Origin of the sequence: Providencia sp. PROV268 (genome assembly GCF_028477805.1) — a bacterium.
Taxonomy (GTDB): Bacteria; Pseudomonadota; Gammaproteobacteria; order Enterobacterales; family Enterobacteriaceae; genus Providencia; species Providencia stuartii.
In genome coordinates, this window is the sequence record NZ_JAMPLW010000005.1 from 107,455 (window position 1) to 129,252 (window position 21,798).

Annotated in this window: 19 protein-coding genes; 10 read left to right on the plus strand and 9 right to left on the minus strand. The window is 42.9% G+C overall.

Annotated features, from left to right (window positions below; genetic code table 11):
• Positions 1-56: 56 nt before the first annotated feature.
• A complete protein-coding gene (gene mfd / locus PR699_RS04115; protein ID WP_014656161.1) occupies positions 57-3,503 on the minus strand; it encodes a transcription-repair coupling factor in 3,447 nt (1,148 codons plus the stop codon).
• Positions 3,504-3,698: 195 nt separating this feature from the next.
• On the opposite strand from mfd, the gene lolC reads away from it, so the two are divergent.
• From lolC to lolE, 3 genes are read left to right on the plus strand one after another with little or no spacing between them, the layout of a single operon-like run.
• Positions 3,699-4,901, plus strand: a complete 1,203-nt coding sequence (gene lolC, locus PR699_RS04120) for a lipoprotein-releasing ABC transporter permease subunit LolC (protein ID WP_014656160.1) — start codon at positions 3,699-3,701, stop codon at positions 4,899-4,901.
• Entirely contained in the window at positions 4,894-5,595 is a 702-nt protein-coding gene (gene lolD / locus PR699_RS04125) for a lipoprotein-releasing ABC transporter ATP-binding protein LolD (RefSeq protein WP_014656159.1), read from the plus strand. Before lolC ends, lolD begins: the two co-directional genes overlap by 8 nt.
• Complete coding sequence (lolE, locus tag PR699_RS04130; RefSeq protein WP_014656158.1) at positions 5,595-6,842, plus strand: lipoprotein-releasing ABC transporter permease subunit LolE; 1,248 nt, start codon at positions 5,595-5,597, stop codon at positions 6,840-6,842. The genes lolD and lolE overlap by 1 nt, the downstream gene beginning before the upstream one ends.
• Before the next feature lie 36 nt (positions 6,843-6,878).
• Here lolE and PR699_RS04135 read toward each other — a convergent pair whose 3' ends face one another.
• Positions 6,879-7,436 (minus strand): class IV adenylate cyclase, encoded by a 558-nt coding sequence (locus PR699_RS04135; RefSeq protein WP_014656157.1) that lies wholly within the window; start codon positions 7,434-7,436, stop codon positions 6,879-6,881.
• Positions 7,437-7,567: 131 nt separating this feature from the next.
• Complete coding sequence (locus PR699_RS04140) at positions 7,568-8,065, minus strand: TIGR00645 family protein (RefSeq protein ID WP_004920804.1); 498 nt, start codon at positions 8,063-8,065, stop codon at positions 7,568-7,570.
• Positions 8,066-8,370: 305 nt separating this feature from the next.
• Here PR699_RS04140 and cobB point away from each other — a divergent pair, with 305 nt between their 5' ends.
• On the plus strand, positions 8,371-9,207 hold the full coding sequence (gene cobB, locus PR699_RS04145; RefSeq protein WP_014656156.1) for a Sir2 family NAD+-dependent deacetylase: 837 nt from the start codon (positions 8,371-8,373) through the stop codon (positions 9,205-9,207).
• A 63-nt stretch (positions 9,208-9,270) separates the two neighbouring features.
• On the opposite strand, the gene PR699_RS04150 is transcribed toward cobB, so the two are convergent.
• Positions 9,271-9,981 (minus strand): SDR family oxidoreductase, encoded by a 711-nt coding sequence (locus tag PR699_RS04150; RefSeq protein ID WP_014656155.1) that lies wholly within the window; start codon positions 9,979-9,981, stop codon positions 9,271-9,273.
• Positions 9,982-10,380: 399 nt separating this feature from the next.
• Between PR699_RS04150 and ssuE the strand changes: the two genes are divergently transcribed.
• The 6 genes from ssuE (at position 10,381) to pepT (ending at position 16,152) form a co-directional block, all read left to right on the plus strand.
• Positions 10,381-10,971 (plus strand): NADPH-dependent FMN reductase, encoded by a 591-nt coding sequence (ssuE, locus tag PR699_RS04155; protein WP_014656154.1) that lies wholly within the window; start codon positions 10,381-10,383, stop codon positions 10,969-10,971.
• A gap of 2 nt (positions 10,972-10,973) precedes the next feature.
• Positions 10,974-11,753 (plus strand): aliphatic sulfonate ABC transporter permease SsuC, encoded by a 780-nt coding sequence (gene ssuC / locus PR699_RS04160; protein WP_004920799.1) that lies wholly within the window; start codon positions 10,974-10,976, stop codon positions 11,751-11,753.
• Positions 11,750-12,505, plus strand: a complete 756-nt coding sequence (locus PR699_RS04165; protein WP_004920797.1) for an ATP-binding cassette domain-containing protein — start codon at positions 11,750-11,752, stop codon at positions 12,503-12,505. The genes ssuC and PR699_RS04165 overlap by 4 nt, the downstream gene beginning before the upstream one ends.
• Positions 12,506-12,529: 24 nt before the next feature.
• Entirely contained in the window at positions 12,530-13,678 is a 1,149-nt protein-coding gene (ssuD, locus tag PR699_RS04170) for an FMNH2-dependent alkanesulfonate monooxygenase (protein ID WP_014656153.1), read from the plus strand.
• A gap of 106 nt (positions 13,679-13,784) precedes the next feature.
• On the plus strand, positions 13,785-14,714 hold the full coding sequence (locus PR699_RS04175) for a sulfonate ABC transporter substrate-binding protein (protein WP_148271227.1): 930 nt from the start codon (positions 13,785-13,787) through the stop codon (positions 14,712-14,714).
• Positions 14,715-14,919: 205 nt separating this feature from the next.
• Positions 14,920-16,152 carry a peptidase T gene (gene pepT, locus PR699_RS04180; RefSeq protein WP_014656151.1) on the plus strand — a complete coding sequence of 411 codons (1,233 nt, stop codon included), beginning with the start codon at positions 14,920-14,922 and terminating at the stop codon, positions 16,150-16,152.
• Positions 16,153-16,219: 67 nt separating this feature from the next.
• On the opposite strand, the gene PR699_RS04185 is transcribed toward pepT, so the two are convergent.
• The 5 genes from PR699_RS04185 to hflD all read right to left on the minus strand — a co-directional run bounded on the left by PR699_RS04185 (position 16,220) and on the right by hflD (position 21,796).
• Positions 16,220-17,344: a cupin domain-containing protein gene (locus PR699_RS04185; RefSeq protein ID WP_014656150.1), complete on the minus strand. Its 1,125-nt coding sequence runs from the start codon at positions 17,342-17,344 to the stop codon at positions 16,220-16,222.
• Positions 17,345-17,430: 86 nt separating this feature from the next.
• Positions 17,431-18,888 (minus strand): two-component system sensor histidine kinase PhoQ, encoded by a 1,458-nt coding sequence (gene phoQ, locus PR699_RS04190; protein ID WP_169342236.1) that lies wholly within the window; start codon positions 18,886-18,888, stop codon positions 17,431-17,433.
• A 1-nt stretch (position 18,889) separates the two neighbouring features.
• On the minus strand, positions 18,890-19,564 hold the full coding sequence (phoP, locus tag PR699_RS04195) for a two-component system response regulator PhoP (RefSeq protein ID WP_004920785.1): 675 nt from the start codon (positions 19,562-19,564) through the stop codon (positions 18,890-18,892).
• Between the two features lie 210 nt (positions 19,565-19,774).
• Complete coding sequence (gene purB, locus PR699_RS04200; RefSeq protein WP_004920784.1) at positions 19,775-21,145, minus strand: adenylosuccinate lyase; 1,371 nt, start codon at positions 21,143-21,145, stop codon at positions 19,775-19,777.
• 18 nt (positions 21,146-21,163) lie between these two features.
• The gene (hflD, locus tag PR699_RS04205; protein ID WP_004920781.1) at positions 21,164-21,796 is read right to left on the minus strand and encodes a high frequency lysogenization protein HflD; all 633 of its coding nucleotides are present in this window, start codon (positions 21,794-21,796) and stop codon (positions 21,164-21,166) included.
• Positions 21,797-21,798 lie beyond the last annotated feature (2 nt).

Consider the following 21,798-nt stretch of genomic DNA (forward strand, 5'->3'; position numbering starts at 1 on the left):
CCCCAGTGACATTATTATGTGGCTGGGGCTTTTCATTTGTTCTAACGCATCATAGATTATGCTTCTAGTAAGTTATCCGCACAGTCACGCAACAACTGTTTGATAAACTCAATGCGTGTCACGCGCTCGCTAAGATCATGCACAAATTTCAACCTTACAGGACCATCGAGGCGGAAGGTTTTCGGTTGATTTTGTAATAGACTGATTAAGAAGTTTGGCGAGACTTTATGTTTTTCACCAAATTCAATAAATCCACCTTGCTCATGAGCTTCAATTCGCTTGATACCTAATTTTTCCGCTTCGAGCCTGATAGCCGCGCTGGCAAGTAAAAAACGTCCAGCATCGGGTAATGTGCCAAAACGGTCAACCAGCTCAGTACGAAGATCATTTAACTCATCTTCATTATGAGCACTGGCGATACGCTTATAGAACGATAAACGAATATTAACATCATGAATGTAATCGTCGGGAAGCAGCACGGGCATGCGCAGTTCAACTTCTGTTTGCTGATTAACTAAGTCCTCTAATGAAGGCTCACGCCCATCTTTTAATGCCTCTACCGCGCTTTCCAGTAACTCCATATACAGCGTAAACCCGATCGTCGTCATCTGCCCGCTTTGATCTTCACCGAGCAATTCACCCGCACCCCGAATTTCCAAATCATGAGTGGCAAGGGCAAATCCCGCACCAAGATCTTCAAGGGAAGAGATAGCTTCTAAACGTTTATGTGCGTCAGCAGTCATCGCTTTTGGATGTGGCGTTAATAAATAGGCATAGGCTTGATGATGAGAGCGGCCTACACGACCTCGTAGCTGGTGTAGCTGCGCTAAGCCAAAATGGTCTGCACGTTCAATAATGATGGTATTCGCTGTTGGAATATCGATACCCGTTTCAATGATGGTCGTACAAATCAGGACATTGAAGCGTTGATGGTGGAAATCGGTCATCACACGCTCCAGTTCGCGCTCACGCATTTGCCCATGACCGACCACAAAGCGCGCTTCTGGTACTAATTCTTCCAGACGTTTTTTGGCTTTTTCAATATTTTCAACATCGTTGTAGAGATAATAAACTTGGCCTCCACGTAATGTTTCACGCAAAATGGCTTCACGAACCACAAGGTCATCATATTGGCGTACAAAGGTTTTCACGGCTAAACGGCGAGCAGGAGGCGTTGCGATAATCGACAGATCCCGCATGCCACTCATGGCCATATTGAGTGTACGAGGGATAGGGGTTGCGGTGAGCGTTAAAATATCCACATCCGCACGCATAGCCTTAATACGCTCTTTATGACGGACACCAAAACGGTGCTCTTCATCGACCACGAGCAACCCTAAGTCATGCCACACTAAGTCACTTTGCAGTAACTTGTGGGTACCAATCAAAATATCGACTTTCCCTTGAGCGGTTTCTTCGAGTATCTGTTGCTGCTCTTTGGCGGTTTTGAAACGAGAGAGCATTTCAATTCTTACCGGCCAATTTGCGAAACGGTCACGGAAATTATCGAAATGTTGTTGAGCCAGCAAAGTGGTAGGCACAAGCACCGCAACCTGTTTATTATTATTGATGGCTAAGAAAGCTGCTCTCATAGCGACTTCGGTTTTACCGAAACCGACATCACCGCACACAAGGCGATCCATTGCGATAGGTTGACACATATCGCTAAGCACGGCATTAATTGCCTGCTCTTGATCGGGGGTCGTTTCAAAAGGGAAGCCTTGACAAAACTCTTGGTACTGCTCTTTGTCATGTTTAAAGGCAAAGCCGGGTTTGGCGGCTCGCTGAGCATAGATATCAAGTAGTTCAGCCGCGACATCACGGACTTTTTCTGCGGCTTTATGTCGCGCTTTCCCCCAACTATCGCTACCAAGGCGGTGTAGCGGGGCATTTTCATCTGCACCACCGGAGTAACGGCTGATAAGATGCAAGGATGAGACAGGAACATATAGCTTGTCGTTACCCGCATAGGTCAAAATCAAATATTCCGCTTTAATTCCACCTGCTTCAAGTGTTGTTAACCCTTGGTAACGACCCACTCCGTGCTCAATATGAACAACTGGCTGCCCAGGACGTAGTTCGGCTAAGTTACGGATCAGCGTATCAGTATTGATAGTTCGGCGGTTATCTGTGCGGCGACGAACAACACGTTCCCCTAATAAATCACTTTCACATATCAACGCACGGTGTTGTACTGATTGAATAAAACCGTGTTCAGCAGCCCCGATTATGATGGCAAAACGGTTGCTTACTGGGCTGGAGTAGTGACTAATAGTCTCAGGGCGAATTTTGATCCTTCCCAGTAATTCAGTGACTGTCTCGCGCCGGCCTTCACTTTCAACAGAGAAAATGACGGTGCCATCAAAATGTTCAACAAATTGACGCAATTTTTCAAGCGGCTGTTTACTTTGCCCTTGTGTACCGATATCTGGCAACGGTAGGTAATCTAAATTAGTGTTAGCTGCCTTATCGGCTAATTTTTCAACAGATAGCTGTACTCGCGGCCATTTTTTTAATGCCTGATTGAGTTGCTCGACGGTCAGCCATAAATCTGTCGGTGGCAACAAGGGGCGCATCGGGTCAACACCGCGGCTTTCGAAACGTTGTTGGGTATCACTTTGGAAACGTTCGGCAGCTTCTTGATAATGCTGTGAGATAAACAGCGTATTTGTTGGTAGATAGTCAAATAGCGATGGCAAAGGTTGACTAAAAAAGAGCGGTTGCCAGTATTCAATCCCTGTGGGAAGTGTTTTTTTGCTGACTTGTTGATAGATATGTTCAGGGTCACGCCTGACTTCGAATCGTTCACGCCACTGGCTACGGAAGCGTTCGATGGCATCTTTGTCTGTTGGAAACTCGTATGCAGGCAACAGGTTGATGCTCTCAACTTCTTCAAGCGTTCTTTGGCTATCGACATCAAAGGTACGCAGACTATCAATTTCGTCATCAAAGAAATCAATTCGGTAAGGGAGTGCGCTCCCCATTGGGTACAGGTCTAATAATGCGCCACGTGTAGCGTATTCCCCGTGTTCCAAAACTTGTTCAACATGGCGATAGCCTGCCTTATCTAGCTCGTCGCGCAAGTTATCGCGCGAAAGTTTGTCACCTTTAGCCATCACGAGTGCATGGCTAGCCAGAAATTCAGATGGGCAAACCTTCTGCATTAAGGTGTTGACCGGAAGGATCAAAACCCCTTTTTGCATAGTAGGTAAGCGATACAGTGTTGATAAACGGTGTGAGATAATTTCTTGATGTGGTGAAAAGTTATCGTAAGGCAAGGTTTCCCAGTCGGACAATGTTTCAATTGGCAGCTGCGTAAACTGTTGAATTTCATCGCGGAGACGCAAGGTGTTTTGCATGTCTCTTGTGATAATGACCACAGGCCCTTGATGACGCTCTATCATCTCTGCACATTCAAGTGCACCCGCGGCCCCAATCAAGCATCCAAGATGACGGACATCACCACCGCGTGTAGGAAGTTCATAACGAAATTTTGAAGACATAAAAATATTCGGTTTCTCAAAGCATAATGGCTAAACGATCTGTTTTACCCCGTACAATTGTCTGAAAGTAAGACAAACAGGCCGTGCCAATAAGAAAAAAATCCACAAAACCGGGGCCGGGTGGTTCCATTCATCATTCGTACCCTTTATTATCGCTGAACACTTCGCTTTGGCAACAGGGGCGTTACAGATTTCATGTCTCAATCTGTCTCAATATTTATAGGTCTGCGTTACATGCGCGGACGAGCTGTCGACAAATTCGGCCGTTTTGTATCCAGTTTATCAGCCATTGGTATCACGCTAGGGGTTGCGGCATTGATCACCGTGACCTCCGTCATGAATGGATTCGAACGATCGTTACAAGATAGCATACTCTCTTATATGCCGCAGGCCGTTTTAACGTCGGCAACGGGGCATATTGACCCACAAAAATACCCCATTGCAGATCTACAGGGCCTGCAAGGTGTTTCTCATATTGCACCGCTTGTGCAGTCGGATGTTGTTTTGCAAAGCCGCTCGAATGTCGGGGTAGGCATGATGCTTGGCATCACTTCTGACGAACGATCACCACTATTAGATAACTTGATTGACGGGCAGCGCTCAGAATTAGTCGAGGGGCAATATCGTGTCTTCTTGGGGAATAAGTTGGCGGAAAATTTAGGTTTAAAGCGTGGCGATGAAGTTCGTTTGATTATCCCCGGAGTCAGTCAGCTTACGCCAATGGGGCGTATTCCGAGCCAACGTTTATTCACGGTGGCGGGAGTGTTCCAAACCAATGGTGAGGCCGATGCCAGCGAACTGATTGTTGCGCAAAATGATGCTGCTAGGATGATGCGCTATCCCGCAGGGCATATTACAGGCTGGCGGTTATTTCTGAATGAACCGTTAAAGGTCGATACGTTGAGCCAACAAAATTTACCTGACGGACTGATTTGGACCGATTGGCGTGAACGCAAAGGTGAGTTTTTTCAAGCGGTCAAAATGGAAAAAAATATGATGGGTCTGTTGCTCAGCCTCATCATTGCTGTCGCGGCTTTCAATATTATTACTTCACTCTCTTTATTAGTTATGGAAAAGCAAGCTGAGGTGGCTATTTTAAAAACGTTAGGTTTAAAGCGTGGGCGCATTTTGGCGATTTTTATGATCCAAGGGGCAGGTGCGGGGATTATTGGCGCATTAATAGGCTCATTGCTTGGTATGTTAATTTCCAGCCAATTGAATTTCTTGATGCCGCTATTTGGCATGTTGCCAAAAGGGGTTCATTTACCCATTGTACTTGATTTTTATGGTATTTTAATTATTGCGGTATCCGCAATGCTCATTTCGCTGCTTGCGACGCTTTATCCTTCTTGGCGTGCGGCGGCTGTGCAACCTGCTGAGGCGTTACGTTATGAATAAACAACCACTTCTTATCTGTGAACATTTAAGCAAGGTCTATCAGGAAGGCGCATTGTCGACGCAAGTATTAAAAGATGTCTGTTTTTCGATTAATGAAAGCGAAATGATGGCAATTGTTGGTAGTTCAGGCTCCGGGAAAAGTACCTTACTGCACCTATTAGGTGGCCTTGACACCCCGTCTGAAGGCGAGGTGATTTTTCGGGGGCAACATATTAACCGCCTCTCATCGGATCAGCGTGCCACCATCCGTAACAAAGATTTGGGGTTTATTTATCAGTTTCACCACTTATTACCCGATTTCACGGCATTAGAAAATGTGGCTATGCCATTACTGATTGGTGGTATGAACAAATCAGAAGCCTTTGATAGAGCGACTAAAATGCTGGATGCGGTTGGCTTAGCCCACCGTTCAGGGCATAGGCCATCCGAGCTTTCTGGTGGTGAGCGGCAGCGTGTGGCGATTGCTCGAGCATTAGTTAATCAGCCTGCATTGGTACTTGCGGATGAGCCAACAGGGAACCTTGATTTACGTAATGCAGATGCGATTTTTGAGTTACTCGGTGAGTTAAATAAAACCCAAGGCACCGCATTCTTGGTGGTGACTCATGATATGAAGCTAGCGCATCGTTTATCGCGCCAACTTGAGATGCGTGACGGGCACCTTCAACAAGATATCACACTGGGGGCAGTGTAATGTCTGGATTACCGCTGACTTTACTTACAGCGTTACGGTTTAGCCGTGGTCGCCGCCGTACAGGGATGGTATCACTGGTTTCTATCGTTTCAACACTTGGTATTGTTTTAGGTGTGGCCGTCTTGATTATAGGTTTGAGCGCCATGAATGGGTTTGAGCGCGAACTTGAAAATCGCGTTTTATCGGTGGTGCCACATGGGCAAATCTATGCGGTGAAAGCCCCATATCAAGATTGGCAATATGCTGAGAATGTGATCCGCAATACTCCCGGGGTTAAAGCAGTGAGTCCGTATGTTGGGTTTACTGGCTTGCTGGAGCGCGGAGCTAATCTCAAAGCAATACAGGTGATGGGGGTTTCGCCGAAAACCGAGTCAGAAGTCAGTGCATTGCCTAAATTTGTACTCGATGATGCGTGGAAAGATTTTAAAGCAGGGAAACAATCGATTATTTTAGGGCAAGGTGTTGCTGACTCACTGAATGTTAAAGTTGGGGATTGGGTAACCATCATGATCCCCAATACAGATGCGAGTTTAAAAATCCAACAACCTAAACGGATCCGTGTTCAAGTTTCAGGTGTTTTTCGTTTAAGTGGGCTATTAGATCACCAATTAGCGCTGATCCCTATTGCCGATGCGCAAGCGTATTTAGGCTATGGTGATGGCATTACAGGGTTTGAAATAAAAGCCGATAATCCATTTAATGCGGATAAAGTTGTTTATGACGCGGGCCTGAAAACCATGCATCATGTGGTTGTGAAAAGTTGGATTGGCGACTACGGCTATATGTATAACGATATTCAGATGGTACGTAGTATCATGTACTTGGCTATGATCCTCGTGATAGGGGTTGCTTGTTTTAATATCGTGTCTACGTTGGTCATGGCGGTCAAAGATAAGAGTAGTGATATTGCTGTATTGCGGACACTTGGTGCTAAAGACAGGCAAATTCGGGCGATTTTTTTGTGGTATGGTTTGCTAAGTGGACTCGTTGGCTCCTTAATAGGGGCAATACTTGGCGTGGTTGTTTCATTAAATTTAACCACCATAATCAAAGGACTTGAGTATGTTATCGGGCATCCTATCTTGTCTGGCGATGTCTATTTTATCGACTTCCTTCCTTCTCAATTGCACCTATTAGATGTGGTGTATGTGTTGCTGACAACGGTGGTATTAAGTTTGTTGGCAAGTTGGTATCCTGCACGCCGAGCAAGTAAACTTGACCCAGCTCGTATCCTGAGTGGTCAATGATGACTAACTGGGTAGCCTATCGTTACCCAGCTTGTTTTATTGCTCCCCATTGCGACACGCAAGTTGTATCTGCTTATAACTGCGCGTTTCTATCAATGTGTCATTGAAATCATATTGCTGAGCGAGAGACATCAACTGCTGTGTGAGCTGAGGGAGCAGTGAAAGCGTGTCTGTCATTATGGCAAATTCAGCAAACCAGCCAATACCCTCTAAATAATCAATAGTGATATGTACATCGCCAAGAAAATAGATGCTACGTTGTTTGCTGGTGGCGAAATAGCATTGATAGCCAAGTGTTGTCAGCATATTTTTGACGTGAGCACAATCTTCAATATTAATCGCTTTACATTCTGAACTGCCAGGGCCTTTGACTATCCATAATTTAATGCCTGAAGGGAACATTTCACGGACTGACAGACTTATTCCTTGCTGCGCAAGCTGACCATCAGGCATATCAAAAAAGTCATCTTTTTCCGTATTATTTTCCGTAAAGACTTCAGCGCCATCAGCCATGATCCGTTGTAAAAAACGGTTTGGGTCAGGCAATCTAAATTTAATTTCGGCTTCATATTGACCAACAAAATGTTCACTCATGGTAATTCCTAGTTTTATTTATGGGGCAAGGTATTTTCTTCTAAGCTGTGGAACAATGCAGGTATTTAAATGCGAAAGAGTACAACTTATAAAAAGAGGGAAAAATAGTCTTTCCCTCCGATTTAGATGTGCTATTTGCTTTTTTTCATAATAGATTGATCAAGGTAACCCATCACAAATGCGGATAAAACAAATGTTAAATGGATAATGACATACCACATTAATTTGTTATCAGGGATATTCTGTGAGTTCATAAAAACTTTTAACAAATGGATTGATGAAATGGCTACGATAGAAGCAGCTACTTTATTTTTTAATGAGGTTGCATCCATCTTACCTAACCAACCCAATTTTTCGCTATTCTCAGGGATATTGAGCTGGGAAACAAAGTTCTCATAGCCTGAAAACATCACCATTACGAGTAAACCACCGACTAACGCCATATCAATTAATGATAATAGTATCAGAATTAAATCTGCCTCAGGGATTGAGAAAATATTGGGGATCACATGCCATAGTTCTTGAAAGAACTTAATCGTTAATGCAAATAGAGTCAGTGATAGGCCAAAGTAGATAGGGGCAAGTAACCAACGTGATGCATACAGCGTCTTTTCAAACAATTTTTCCATATAAACCTTTTACTGTGTGATGAATTAATCGTGTTAAAAGTAAACTCGTCTATTTTAGCGAGTCTAAATTCAGACTGCGATATTTAGTTTGGTTATGAAGATATAATCACTGAGAAAAACGTATTATTATGGCTTAGTGGCGTTTAAGATAAGTGATAGATAAACATTTAGCCTCACAATTCCTTTTGTTATTTGTTGCGTTATACTGACATTCGAATTAGGTTTGGGTAACGATTATGATCATTGCGAGTAAGGTATAAAACTCGCGGCGATAACAACATGGAAGAAAAAGGTATTTATTGATGTTGCGATTTCGTCATAGGCTAAAGAAACTTAAAAAAATTAAAATGTTACGTCGTCAACGAGCTCGCGATCGTTTTTTTTACAGTGAAAATAGAATAACCAATATGAAAAATGTGAAAGTCGTCGTACTAACTGGGGCGGGTATTTCTGCTGAATCAGGCATTCAAACTTTTCGTTCTTCGGATGGTTTATGGGAAGAACACCGCGTTGAAGATGTGGCAACACCGGAAGGGTTTGCTCGTGACCCACAATTAGTGCAGCGTTTTTATAATGAACGCCGCCGCCAACTTCAACAAGAGAATATTAAACCAAACCCTGCACATTATGCTTTAGCGCAATTAGAAGATTTGTTAGGGGATAATTTTCTGCTAGTGACTCAAAATATCGACAACTTACATGAGCGTGCGGGTAGTAAGCGTATTATTCATATGCACGGTGAGTTATTAAAAGTCCGGTGTAGTTGGTCAAATCAGGTATTAGAGTGGAAAGGGGATTTATCCACAGATGAACGCTGCCATTGTTGCCAATTTCCTCAACCGCTAAGGCCGCATATAGTTTGGTTTGGTGAGATGCCATTAGGTATGGATGAAATTTATCAGGCTATTGAGAATGCGACACTCTTTATCGCAATTGGCACGTCTGGTCACGTCTATCCTGCGGCAGGTTTTGTGCATGAGGCAAGGCTAAATGGTGCACATACTGTCGAGCTAAATTTAGAGCCAAGTCAGGTTGAGAGTGAATTTGAAGAAAAACATTATGGTTTGGCTAGTGAGGTCGTGGTTGATTATGTGAAGCATCTTATTGCCGAACTGACGATGGCGAGTGAAAGCAAGATTTAACACGCGATTTAATGAAGGGGGGTAAAACCCCTTCATCATATCACTTTCTTGCATGGCGTGATGTTAGACGTTTTCATCTAACATAGCAGGCATTGTAATCTCTTTTACACAAGTTGCGTTACTCGTACTTAAAATAAACTTGACGGCATTAAGGACGTCTTGCAAGGGGATTAATGCACCTTCAGTGCGTGAAATAACGTCATCGACAGGCACTGATAGGGGGTATTCCGTTGCTAAATAACCGAGATTAATCACAGAAATAGCTATTTTATCTTGGCGTAATGTCTCCCTTAGCGAGTGAACAATACCGCGTAGTGCATACTTTGAGGCAGAAAAAGCCACTTCATGACCGTTATGGTTATCTAATCCCCACGTTGAGCCAATTAAGATGATTTTGCTATTTTGGCCAAGTCGTAAATTAGGCAACATTGCCTTGAGGTGCAAGATACAGGCACTGATATTGGTTTGGATCATCGTGAGCAGTTCAACATCATCCGTTGATTCAAATCGATAATCGTCGGTGAACGCATATTTTTCCCAAATGCCGACATTATAAATTAGGCAGTCAATCGGGCTATCTTGCAGGGTGCTCTTTACGGTTTGTACAGAATTCGTTTCCGATAAATCAGCTTGGATCCAATGAAAATTGTTATTGGAGAAAGAAGGCATAGAGCGAGAAACGCCATAAATAGTATCTTGTGCGGTAGGAATACCTTCAATTAATGCTTTTCCCAACCCTTTACTGACACCATAAACTAAAAATTTTTTTGTCATCGATATTCTCTTTATTTTAAGCTGAATGAAATAGATACCGTCGCGATGGTTTGCTTTGCATAGATAATAATAGAGGAATAAAAATAATGCTATTGGGAAGTATAAGCTTTAATTCAGCGATGGCTAAAATAAATAATAGGCAAAGTTAAACAGTTGACTAAAAAATAATAATCCCCTGATAACTGGATAATAATAAGTATAAGAATAGTTTTATTTTGTTGAATGCTGCTATCAAAAATAGGGTTAGGCGATTTATTTTATGGAATTTATTATTTGTTATTAGATATAAATAAATATGCTTATGATAAATATGTTCTGACTAAGAACAAATAATTATTTCTGTTTATCAGAGTAACTCGATAAAGATTAAGGACGGTTAGTTCTTAATGCGAGATAAATATGAATGTCTTAATCATTTCAGGTAGCCCCATGCTAAAGTCGCGTTCATCAGCATTGCTTGATTATGCTCAACAATGGCTGAGTCAGTTTAATTTGATAATTCAACGGATAAGTGTGAATGAATTTGATGCGAGTGTGCTGTTACAGGGTAAATATCAACATGCACAAATTCAAAAATTTATCCAACAAGTCAAAGAAGCTGACGGTATTATTATTGCGTCGCCGGTTTACCAATCCTCATACAGCGGCGTACTTAAAGCCGTGATAGACCTATTACCTCAACGCTCTTTATTACATAAAACAGTATTACCCATCATGACAGGGGGGAGTGAACATCATCAGCTAGCATTAGATTATGCCTTTAAACCATTACTTACCGCATTGAAAGCAGAAGAGATTATTAGTGGCATCTATACCAGTGACCAGCATTTTCAGTATTCAGAAAATACGCATCAATATCTTATTTCCCAAGAAATAATTGAGCGACTAAATAGTAATTTACAGGCTTTTTATCACACGTTAAATAAAAATTATTTTCAGCATATTAACTATCAGACTCAATTACCATTAATCAATGAAATGAGGCTTTAAGTATGGGCTACTCACGTATTGTTATTTTGAGTTGGTTAGTGCCACTGAGTTTATTAATCGTTTGGCAATTTTCAGTCAGTACAGGTTGGCTTTCGAGCCGAATATTACCTGAGCCTCTACAAGTTTTTAGTGCGGGGTGGAACCTTATAAAAAATGGTGAACTTTGGGAGAACTTAGGAATTAGTGCATTACGTGCGGGCATTGGATTTATTATTGGCAGCTCAATCGGATTAATATTGGGATTAATAACAGGACTTTCTCGATTAGGTGAACTCTTATTAGATAGTTCCATTCAAATGATCCGTAATGTGCCCCATTTAGCACTAATTCCCTTGGTGATCCTTTGGTTTGGTATTGATGAATCGGCAAAAATATTTCTTGTCGCACTAGGAACCTTTTTCCCAATTTATTTGAATACGTTGCATGGTATTAAACATCTCGACCATAAATTAATTGAAATGGCAAAAAGCTATGGTTTACACGGTTATAGCCTATTTCGCCATGTTATTTTCCCGGGAGCACTACCTGCAATATTTGTAGGGGTACGTTTTTCATTGGGCTTGATGTGGCTGACATTAATTGTTGCAGAGACGATTTCGGCTAATGCGGGGATCGGCTACTTAGCGATGAACGCTCGCGAGTTTTTAAGAACGGATATCGTGGTTTTCACCTTAATTATTTACGCCTTATTAGGAAAAACAGCCGATACACTCACCTATTTACTCGAAAGGGTTCTACTTCAATGGCATCCCAAATGGCATAAAAAAGAGGTCACAGCATGATAACGAAAACACAATGTTTTGCAGCCAATACGGGGATCCCAATTCAATTAGAGGGCGTGATAAAAGGCTTTAGGGGAAATAACGTCTTACGGTCACTCAATTTTGCTATCCCCGCTGGGCAATTCGTGACCATCGTGGGGCACAGTGGTTGCGGAAAAAGTACCTTATTACGTTTGTTGGCTAATTTAGATTCGCCAACATCAGGGGAGATCACCGTGGCAAAACAGCCTTTATCCAATTTTCATGGGGATATTCGCATCATGTTTCAGGAGCCTCGGCTCTTACCTTGGAAAACGGTGATTGAAAATGTGGCGCTCGGGTTAAACAGAACGTCGCACAATGAGGCACTTAAGGTGCTAGCCTCCGTGGGTCTGTCAGACAAGGCGGGTGAATGGCCAGAAGAACTTTCAGGAGGACAAAAACAACGAGTCGCTTTAGCGAGAGCATTAATCCATCAGCCTCGTTTGTTACTACTCGACGAGCCTTTTGGGGCATTGGACGCCTTAACACGTATGGAAATGCAACAACTGCTGATCAAATTATGGCACCAGTATCAATTTACGGTGGTTTTGGTCACGCATGATATTCATGAAGCAGTATGGACCTCGGAGCGAGTATTGATGCTAAAGGAAGGGATGCTGCATCTGGATATTAATATCAACGAAAACTACCCCAGAAACTTAACCAATGCCTTTTTAATTGATTTGGAATCACAAGTACTCAATGCGTTGACTGAGCGAAAGTTTGCTTGATCACTGAAAATAAGGAATCTCAAGATGACGATACAACAAAAACTGCAATTGTTTTGGTTTTTACCAACGCAAGGGGAAGGGCGTTATTTAGGAACTCAAAAAGGCGGTCGAGCAGTCACACTCCAATATTTACAGCAGATTGCGATTGCAGCCGATAGCCTTGGTTTTCATGGTGTCCTGATCCCGACAGGAAAAAGTTGTGAGGATCCGTGGATAACGGCGGCATCCTTACTCTCAGTCACACAAAAATTACGCTTTTTAGTCGCGGTGAGACCCGGCTTACAGTCACCGACATTGGCGGCTCGAATGACATCAACATTGGATAGGCTCTCTGATGGTCGTGTGTTAATCAATGTGGTGACAGGTGGTGATCCTGTTGAAAACAGAGGCGATGGTATTTTTTTAAATCACAGTGACAGATATAAAGTAACTAAAGAGTTCCTTGATATATACAGACGCCTGATGAGAGGGGAAGCGGTTGATTATCAGGGTGAACATATACAGGTCGAAGATGCCAGTTTGCTATTTCCTCCGGCACAACCATACGGGCCTCCTCTCTATTTTGGCGGGTCATCACCAGAAGCAATGGAGATTGCCGCTGAACAGATTGATACCTATTTAACATGGGGAGAGCCACTTGCGGAGGTTAGTGAGAAAATTAATGCGGTGAAAAGACATGCTCAAGCTAAAGGGAATCATGTGGAATTTGGTATTCGGTTGCATGTGATTGTGCGAGAGACGGAGCAAGAGGCCATTGATGCCGCCAACCGCCTTATTTCACACATTGATGATGAAACAATTGCCAAGGCGCAATCGGTCTTTTCTCGGATGGACTCCGCCGGCCAAAAACGCATGCAATCATTGCACAGCGGTTCAAAAGATAACCTTTTCATTGCCCCTAATTTATGGGCGGGGATTGGCTTGGTGCGTTCTGGGGCTGGTACAGCTTTAGTGGGCGATCCTCAGCAAGTTGCGGCACGTATCAGGGAGTACCAATCGCTTGGGATCAGCAAATTTATTTTTTCAGGGTATCCACACTTAGACGAAGCCCATCAATTTGCAGAATTAGTGATGCCGCTGTTAGTGGATAAAGAGGCCGCGGTATCACCGCAACACGTTAGGTCACTTGGTGAAACGATCGGTATCCACATGCGACCAAAGCAGGCAGTGTAGGGTAATAGCCTCACTATTTTATTCGATTCTTGCCAATAATTATTGTTGGCAATGCAACACTATTTAGCGTGTTAGGAGAGCCTTGGTGAAAAAGTTTATTTTATTGATGGTATTGTGGGTTATGTATACCTTTACCAGTTTTGCTTATTCAGAAACGAAAGTGATTAATATTGGGTATCAGAAAGCGAATATTTTAGCATTGCTTAAATATCGAGGAACGCTAGAGCCGGTATTTAAAGAATATAATGTGAATGTTCGCTGGATTGAGTTTCCAGCAGGCCCTCAAATGCTAGAAGGCTTAAATATTGGCAGTATTGACCTTGCGGCAACAGGGGATGCACCACCAATATTTGCTCAGGCGGCTCAAGCAGATTTTGTATATTTAGGCCATTCCCCCAGTAACCCTCAATCAGAAGCGATTGTCGTACCTAAAAACTCGCCCATTCAATCCGTAAGTGATTTAAAAGGCAAGCGGGTTGCCTTAAATAAAGGCTCCGATGTTAACTATTTGCTAGTTGCTGCCTTACAGCGGGCCGGATTGAAATATAACGAAATAACGCCAGTTTATTTACCACCATCAGATGCCAGAGTGGCTTTTGAACAAGGTGCTGTCGATGCATGGGCAATTTGGGACCCTTTTTTAGCAGAAGTTGAAACAAGCTTGCCTGTACGTGAAATTGTGAATGGGGAAAATTTAGCTTCTCACTATACGTTTTTCCTTGCTAGTCGGCAGTTTGCTGAAAAACAACCACAATACGCTGAAGCGATTATTACGCAATTGAGCCAGCAAAGTGAGTGGGCAAATGCCAACCCGCAAGAAACGGCTGCAATTTTGTCTGCATCAACGGGGCTCGATAAAAAAATATGGTTAAAAGCGTTACAACGCACAAATTATGGTTTTATTCGTATGAGTGATAGTGCATTTTTAGAGCAACAAAATATTGCGAATATCTTCGCGAAGATACGTTTAATACCTGTTGCTATTGATGTCAAAAAGGCACAATGGAAAGTAGAAGCTAATGCAAATAAAGCCTAACTTTATCAACAATAAGTCATAACAAGATAAATTTTATTAAATATTGATAAGGCGACAAAACTTATCAATAAGTGGTACTCGATTTATCTTATCAGTATTATTTTATCGGAAATAAGCCACCATTAGCCCCAAAGGTGATTTAAAACAAGAATTATTCATACGTTCTTTCTCATAATAATCTTATTGATACTTGGGGGAATTACGTATGGATAAACTTTTAGAGCGGTTTTTTGAATATACTGCTTTTGATACACAATCAAAATTAAATGCTAAAACAATACCTAGTAGCACAGGCCAGCTAAAATTTGCTCGTGCACTGGTCAAGGAACTAAGAGAGCTCGGTTTTGAAGATGTCGCTCTTTCAGAACAGGGGTGTGTGACCGCTTGTTTATCTGCGAATGTTGATTGGGATGTTCCTACTATTGGTTTTATTTCACATTTAGACACTTCCCCGGATTGCTCTGGTAAACATGTTTCCCCCCAGATTTTAGAAAATTATCGAGGTGGTGATATTGCTTTAGGCATTGGTGATGAGGTGCTATCTCCAGTGATGTTTCCTGTATTGCATGAGATGATCGGCAAAACATTGATCATGACAGATGGTAAAACCTTACTTGGTGCGGATGATAAAGCAGGTATAGCAGAGATAATAACCGCATTTGTGCGTTTAAAGGCCAATAATGTGCCACATGGTAAAATTTGTCTTGCCTTTACTCCTGATGAAGAGATAGGGCGTGGTGCTCAATATATTGATTTAAATGTTTTTGACGCACGCTGGGCTTATACCGTTGATGGGGGGGCGGTCGGTGAACTCGAGTATGAAAACTTTAATGCCGCGAATGTAGCGATAAAAATCGTGGGAAATAATGTACACCCAGGTACGGCAAAAGGGGTGATGGTGAATGCGTTAACACTGGCAAACCGTATTCACGCTGAATTACCGAGAGAAGAAACACCGGAAAATACCGATGGTTACGAAGGTTTTTATCACCTGAACTCCATGAAGGGGACAGTTGAAAAAGCAGAAATGAACTATATTATTCGTGACTTTGATAGCCAAAAATTTGAAGAGCGTAAGAAAAATATTATCCGTATTGCAGAAAAAGTAGGGCAGGGATTACACCCAAGCTGCTACATTGAACTGACTATCGATGATAGCTATTACAATATGCATAAAGAGGTAATGAAACATCCACATGTTATTGAAATAGCTCACCAAGCCATGAGAGATTGCGGTATTGAACCTATCGTGAAGCCGATTCGTGGTGGAACCGATGGCGCTCAACTGTCATACCGAGGCCTACCTTGCCCGAATATTTTTACGGGTGGCTATAACTTTCACAGTAAGCATGAATTTATTACCCAAGAGGGCATGGAGCAGGCTGTAAGCGTGATAATGCGTATTGTTGAGTTGACGGCTGAACGTGCGCGCAATTAAACCGTAGGCGTAGGCTAAGAGTCTGCACCTTATGAATTCACCATAAGGTGCAGAATGATATTATTGATTAGTCATCAAAGTACCAATAACCACTATTGATGAGCGCAGTCATTAGCGCAATAAAATTCACGTCATCAATTGCATCACCAAGCTGCTGAGCATTCACCGCGTCATAACGGCATAGGCTATCTGCCGCAGCATAACAAGTCGTTTCTAAGCATTCACCATTAACAAAGAATTGATCGCCGACACGTAATGCCCTGAGGCCATTGAGTTTATACAAGGTCTCTTGCTGTGTTTTAAGCAGATCGTACACCTCATCTTGCTCATAAGGCGGCTCTGGCGGTGCAAGGTCTAGCTCATGGCGTGATTGTGAAATAAATTCACCGAGCCATTTACGGAAAAGCTCAGGGTCGTGGAGCATGGACTCCATCATTTCACGTAACTTGATTTGTTCGCCCTGCAAGATTTCAGCTGGGTTATCTCGGAATGAGAGGTCAGGGTCACTATAGCGGTAGCTCCCCAAATCATTGGAAATCAAATAATCCGCAAAGCTACTAATAAGCTCACGGGTATTCGGTGCACGGAAGCCAACAGAGTAGTTGAGAGAAGGCTCAATGGCGTAACCTTCATGTGGGAACCCAGGTGGAATATACAGAATATCCCCCGGCTCCATCTCTTCATCAATGATGGCATCGAATGGTTGCACTTGCAGAAGATCAGGGTGAGGGCAGTGTTGTTTCATCGGCACTTTTTCACCAACGCGCCAACGCCTACGACCTTCACCTTGAATGATAAAAACATCATATTGGTCTAAATGTGGGCCGACACCGCCGCCAGGAACAGAGTAGGAGATCATTAAGTCATCCATTCGCCAGTCAGACAAGACTCTAAAGGGTTTCATCAACGCCGCGCTGGGATGATGCCAATGGTCAACGGCTTGTACTAGGATAGACCAATTATCTTCGCCTAAGTGGTCATAACTTTCAAAAGGACCATGAGCAACTTCCCATAACCCTTCTTTATGGCTGACTAAACGGCTGTCAACCTCATCTTCCATCGCCAGTCCCGCGAGTTCATCAGGCGAGATAGGATCAATAAAACGTGTAAAACCATTTTTAATGAGTAAAGGGCGTTTCTGCCAATGACTATCCAGAAAACTCTGCCAGTCAAGATTCAGTTTATAATCCATCTTATTGTCCTGCGTTAACATATCTATTGATAGTATACCTGAATTTGCCGCCATAGCAGGGGTTAAACAAGCGCGATGATCACAGATTAATTATCTTGATTCACTTCTTGCCGACGAAAAGTTACTTCCACTCGTGCACCACCGAGCGGGCTGTCACTGATCGTAATATCGCCATCATATTGGTCAATAATTTCAACGGCGATAGATAAGCCAAGGCCTTGACCGGGCCTTAAGGTATCAACACGTTGCCCCCGCGCAAAAATAAGGTTACGTTGGCTTTCGGGTACACCGGGGCCATCATCATCGACAGTGATCACCAAATGGTCATCCCCAACACGGGCGGTCACTTCGACGAACTCAAGGCAGTACTTACAGGCGTTTTCCATTATGTTGCCCATCACTTCCATAAAGTCATTCGGCTGGCCTAGCCAAGTCACTTCAGGCGAAATATCAACGGTAATCGAGACACCTTTATTTTGATAAACCTTATGTAAGGCGCTAGCAAGGCTATCGAGCAAAGAGGGAACTGAGGATATCTCGCGCAACATAAGGTTATTGTCACCTTGAGCAGAAGCCCGATGCAAGTAATAACCCACTTGTTGAGAAATACGACCAATTTGCTCAAGCATCACAGGCTCTGCTTGCTCAATCGTCATCTGTTTACCTGTTCTTAGTGAACGCAAAGTGGACTGTAAAACGGCAAGAGGAGTTTTTAGGCTATGGGTTAAATCAGAAAGCGTGGTGCGATATTTGCTATAACGCTTACGCTCGTTAGTCAGCAAATTATTTAAGTTTCGAACCAAGCCACGCAACTCATAAGGTGGATTTTCATCCAACATCTCGCGTTCACCTTTTTCTAGGCTACTAATTTGTGAAACGAGCGATTTAATGGGGCGCAAGCTCCAATAAGCGGCGAGCCAAAGTAGAGGGATCACTAAAATAAGATTAGCAAGCAGTACATAGCCAAACCATTCCCAGACTAACCCCGTTTTTTGTAAGTCCTGAGGCAATGTATCAACGACCACAATAGTCAGCGGTGGGAGATTTTCTGTCGCACCATATTGATTGACGGACACTGAGTGGGTTAGCGGCTCGTCATTATGGTTCATATCATCAAGTTTACTGTTAAATTCAGGGTTGTTTTGTAACAATAGGCGAGTTTCACCGATATCAGTGTCAATTTCATACAACCCTTCTTTTTTTAACCAATCACGGCGAATGAGGTTTTCGACGTTAGGCATTTCCCGTTGGCGCCATAGGACCTGCCCGTTTTCATTGTATATTATGATTAACGTTGGATTATTTAAGGTGAAATTAGGCGGCACGCGAATATCAATTTTGTTATTTTGCCACTGCACTAAACTATAAATAAGATTGCTTTGGCTACGTAACAAGGTATAGGTCGTTTTATCAAAACTAATTAAATAGCCTAATATGGCGACAATACCATAGGAGAGCGTTAGGGCGAGGATCACCGCTGAGGTCGCACACAAAAAGCGTGCCCTCAGGGATAAAGGCTTAAATTTAAATTTCTTTAGCCGCATATTAGCCATTCACATCAAAACGATAGCCTTGCCCACGGACAGTCACTATCACGTCATTAGCATGAAACTGCTGTATTTTTTTACGTAAACGGCCCATTAACACATCAATTGTATGGCTTTCACGTAGCTCAGCATCAGGGTAGAGCTGGCGCATCAACGAATCTTTGCTAACCACTTTCCCATTGTTACGTAGCAAAGTTTCAATAATCGTGTATTCAAAAGCGGTTAATTTAACGGGTTCACCATTTACCGTGAACTCTTTTCTTGATAAATCAATGACGAAGCCATCTAATTCTAATACCTGAGAGGCGAGGCCACTATTTCTGCGCATCAGAGCTTGCATACGTGCAACCAGCTCTTCAAGATGAAAAGGCTTAGTAACATAATCATCTGCACCACTATTGAGCGCTTGGACCTTTTCTTGCCAACTTTCACGTGCAGTTAGTACCAGTACAGGAATGTTGATTTGTGTACTGCGCCAGCGCTTGATCATAGATAAACCATCTTCATCAGGTAACCCTAGGTCGACCATCGCAATATCGGGACAGCTTTCACGTAAAAAATAGTCAGCTTCTTTAGCGTCTTCGGCTGCATCGACTTGATGACCAAGCTCTTTGAGTTGAACCGTTAGGTGGTGACGAAGAAGAGCATTGTCTTCAACGATAAGAATACGCATCTAAAACCTCACATTAAAAAGAGAGAATTGCTCGATATTATTGCAACAAGAATAGCATTAGAAGCTCTATGGTAAAAAGATAAGCGCTTTACAACAAGTGATTAAGTAAACCAAAGGCAAACAAACCCAAGATATGGGCAGAAACAGTAAAAGTAGGCGGGATATTTCCTGCCTACTTTTGCTTAGAGAGAGGACTTAAAAAGGTGAAAATTATTTTAACTCATCAATAAAAGTGACAGCGTAACCAATGTAATTAGCTGGCGTCATCCCTTTCAAGCGCGTTTTTTCTTCTTCTGGAAGGGCAAGTCCGTCGATAAATTGCTGCATGCCTTCAGCCGTGACGCGTTTACCGCGAGTAAGCTCTTTAAGCTTCTCATAAGGTTTTTCAATGCCATAACGGCGCATAACGGTCTGAATAGGCTCAGCAAGTACTTCCCAGTTTTGGTCTAATTCATCGAGCAGGTGTTGCTCATTAACTTCTAATTTATTTAAACCTTTTAGGGTAGATTGATAAGCGATTAGCGAATAGCCAAGACCAACCCCCAGATTACGCAATACAGTCGAGTCAGTCAGGTCACGTTGCCAACGTGAAACCGGCAGTTTGCTCGCTAAATGGCCCAATACTGCATTCGCTAAACCTAAGTTACCCTCTGAGTTCTCAAAATCAATAGGGTTAACCTTATGTGGCATGGTTGAAGAACCAATTTCACCAGCAATGGTTTTTTGTTTGAAGTGATTCAGTGCAATGTAGCCCCAGATATCACGGTCAAAATCTAACACAATGGTATTAAAGCGTGCGACACAATCGAACAACTCGGCAATATAATCATGCGGCTCGATTTGCGTGGTGAATGGGTTCCAAGTAATATCTAAAGAAGTGACAAATGTTTCGCTAAACTCGTGCCAGTTAACTTCTGGGTAAGCTGCGATATGCGCATTATAGTTACCAACCGCACCATTAATTTTACCTAAGATCTCAACTTGCTCTAACTGACGGTATTGGCGCTCCATACGGTAAGCAACGTTCGCAAACTCTTTACCGATTGTTGACGGTGTTGCCGGTTGACCATGGGTACGTGACAGCAAAGGTAGGTGACGATATTCCTGAGCCATTGCTTTAACTTTGTCAATAATTTGACGCCATTGTGGCAGTAGCACTTCTTCTCGCGCTGTTTTTAGCATCAGCGCATGAGATAAGTTGTTAATGTCTTCAGAAGTACAGGCAAAGTGAATAAATTCAGAAACAGCGTGTAATGCAGGTACTTGCGCCACTTTTTCTTTTAGAAAGTACTCGACGGCTTTCACATCATGGTTAGTTGTACGCTCGATCTCTTTAATGCGCATAGCATCTTTTTCGCTGAAGTTCGCAACAATTGCATCTAGGTAAGCGTTTGCGTCATCGTCAAATGATGGAACTTCTTTGATTTGAGCGGTTGCCGCCAGTTTTTGTAGCCAGCGAACTTCAACTTGCACGCGAAATTTCAGTAAGCCAAACTCACTAAAAATAGTGCGTAGTGCGCTGACTTTATCACCGTAACGGCCGTCAATCGGGGATACAGCGGTCAGTGAGGATAATTCCATTGGTAGCAACTCCAAATTTTAAAAGTGAGACAGAATTTCTTTCGCCTGATTACTCAGACGGCTTCGGGAAAACATTAATTGCAGACGACTTCCCCCAACTTGCTGCCAGAGCACAGCACTACGGATACCACTGAGCAAAAGTGTTCTGACTTTCGCTTGAACCAGTGAATTTTTTAAAATATCAGGGGAGCCAGTCACTTGAATCCGAGGGCCTAGTGGACTAATTACATCCACGTAGATCCCCGCTAGTGCGTTAAAAACACCGTCAGACATAGGGTCAAAATAGCTTGCTTGACGCTCAAACTGTTCGATTCGTTGCCCGAGCTTATCCATAGCTTGTTGATTCTTATTGAGGCGGCGTTCTAGTACGATAATACTGAGCATATAGCGGGTCACTTCAGCGGATAATGCGCTTGCGTTATTGCCGCCAGATAACATGCCAAGCATCGCACCAAGACCTGTTTTTAGGTTGACAGGGTCATTCCCATAAACATCGATGGTGGAAGATGGATTCATGTTGGTTAAGCTATTGACCATGACTTCAAGATCATGGTCGTTACAACTACCTTCTTGTGCAAGTTTTTGAACCATGTAACTGGCTTGGCAGATGCCCGCGAGCGCAAGTGTAATATCGCGATAATTTTTAGCCACAA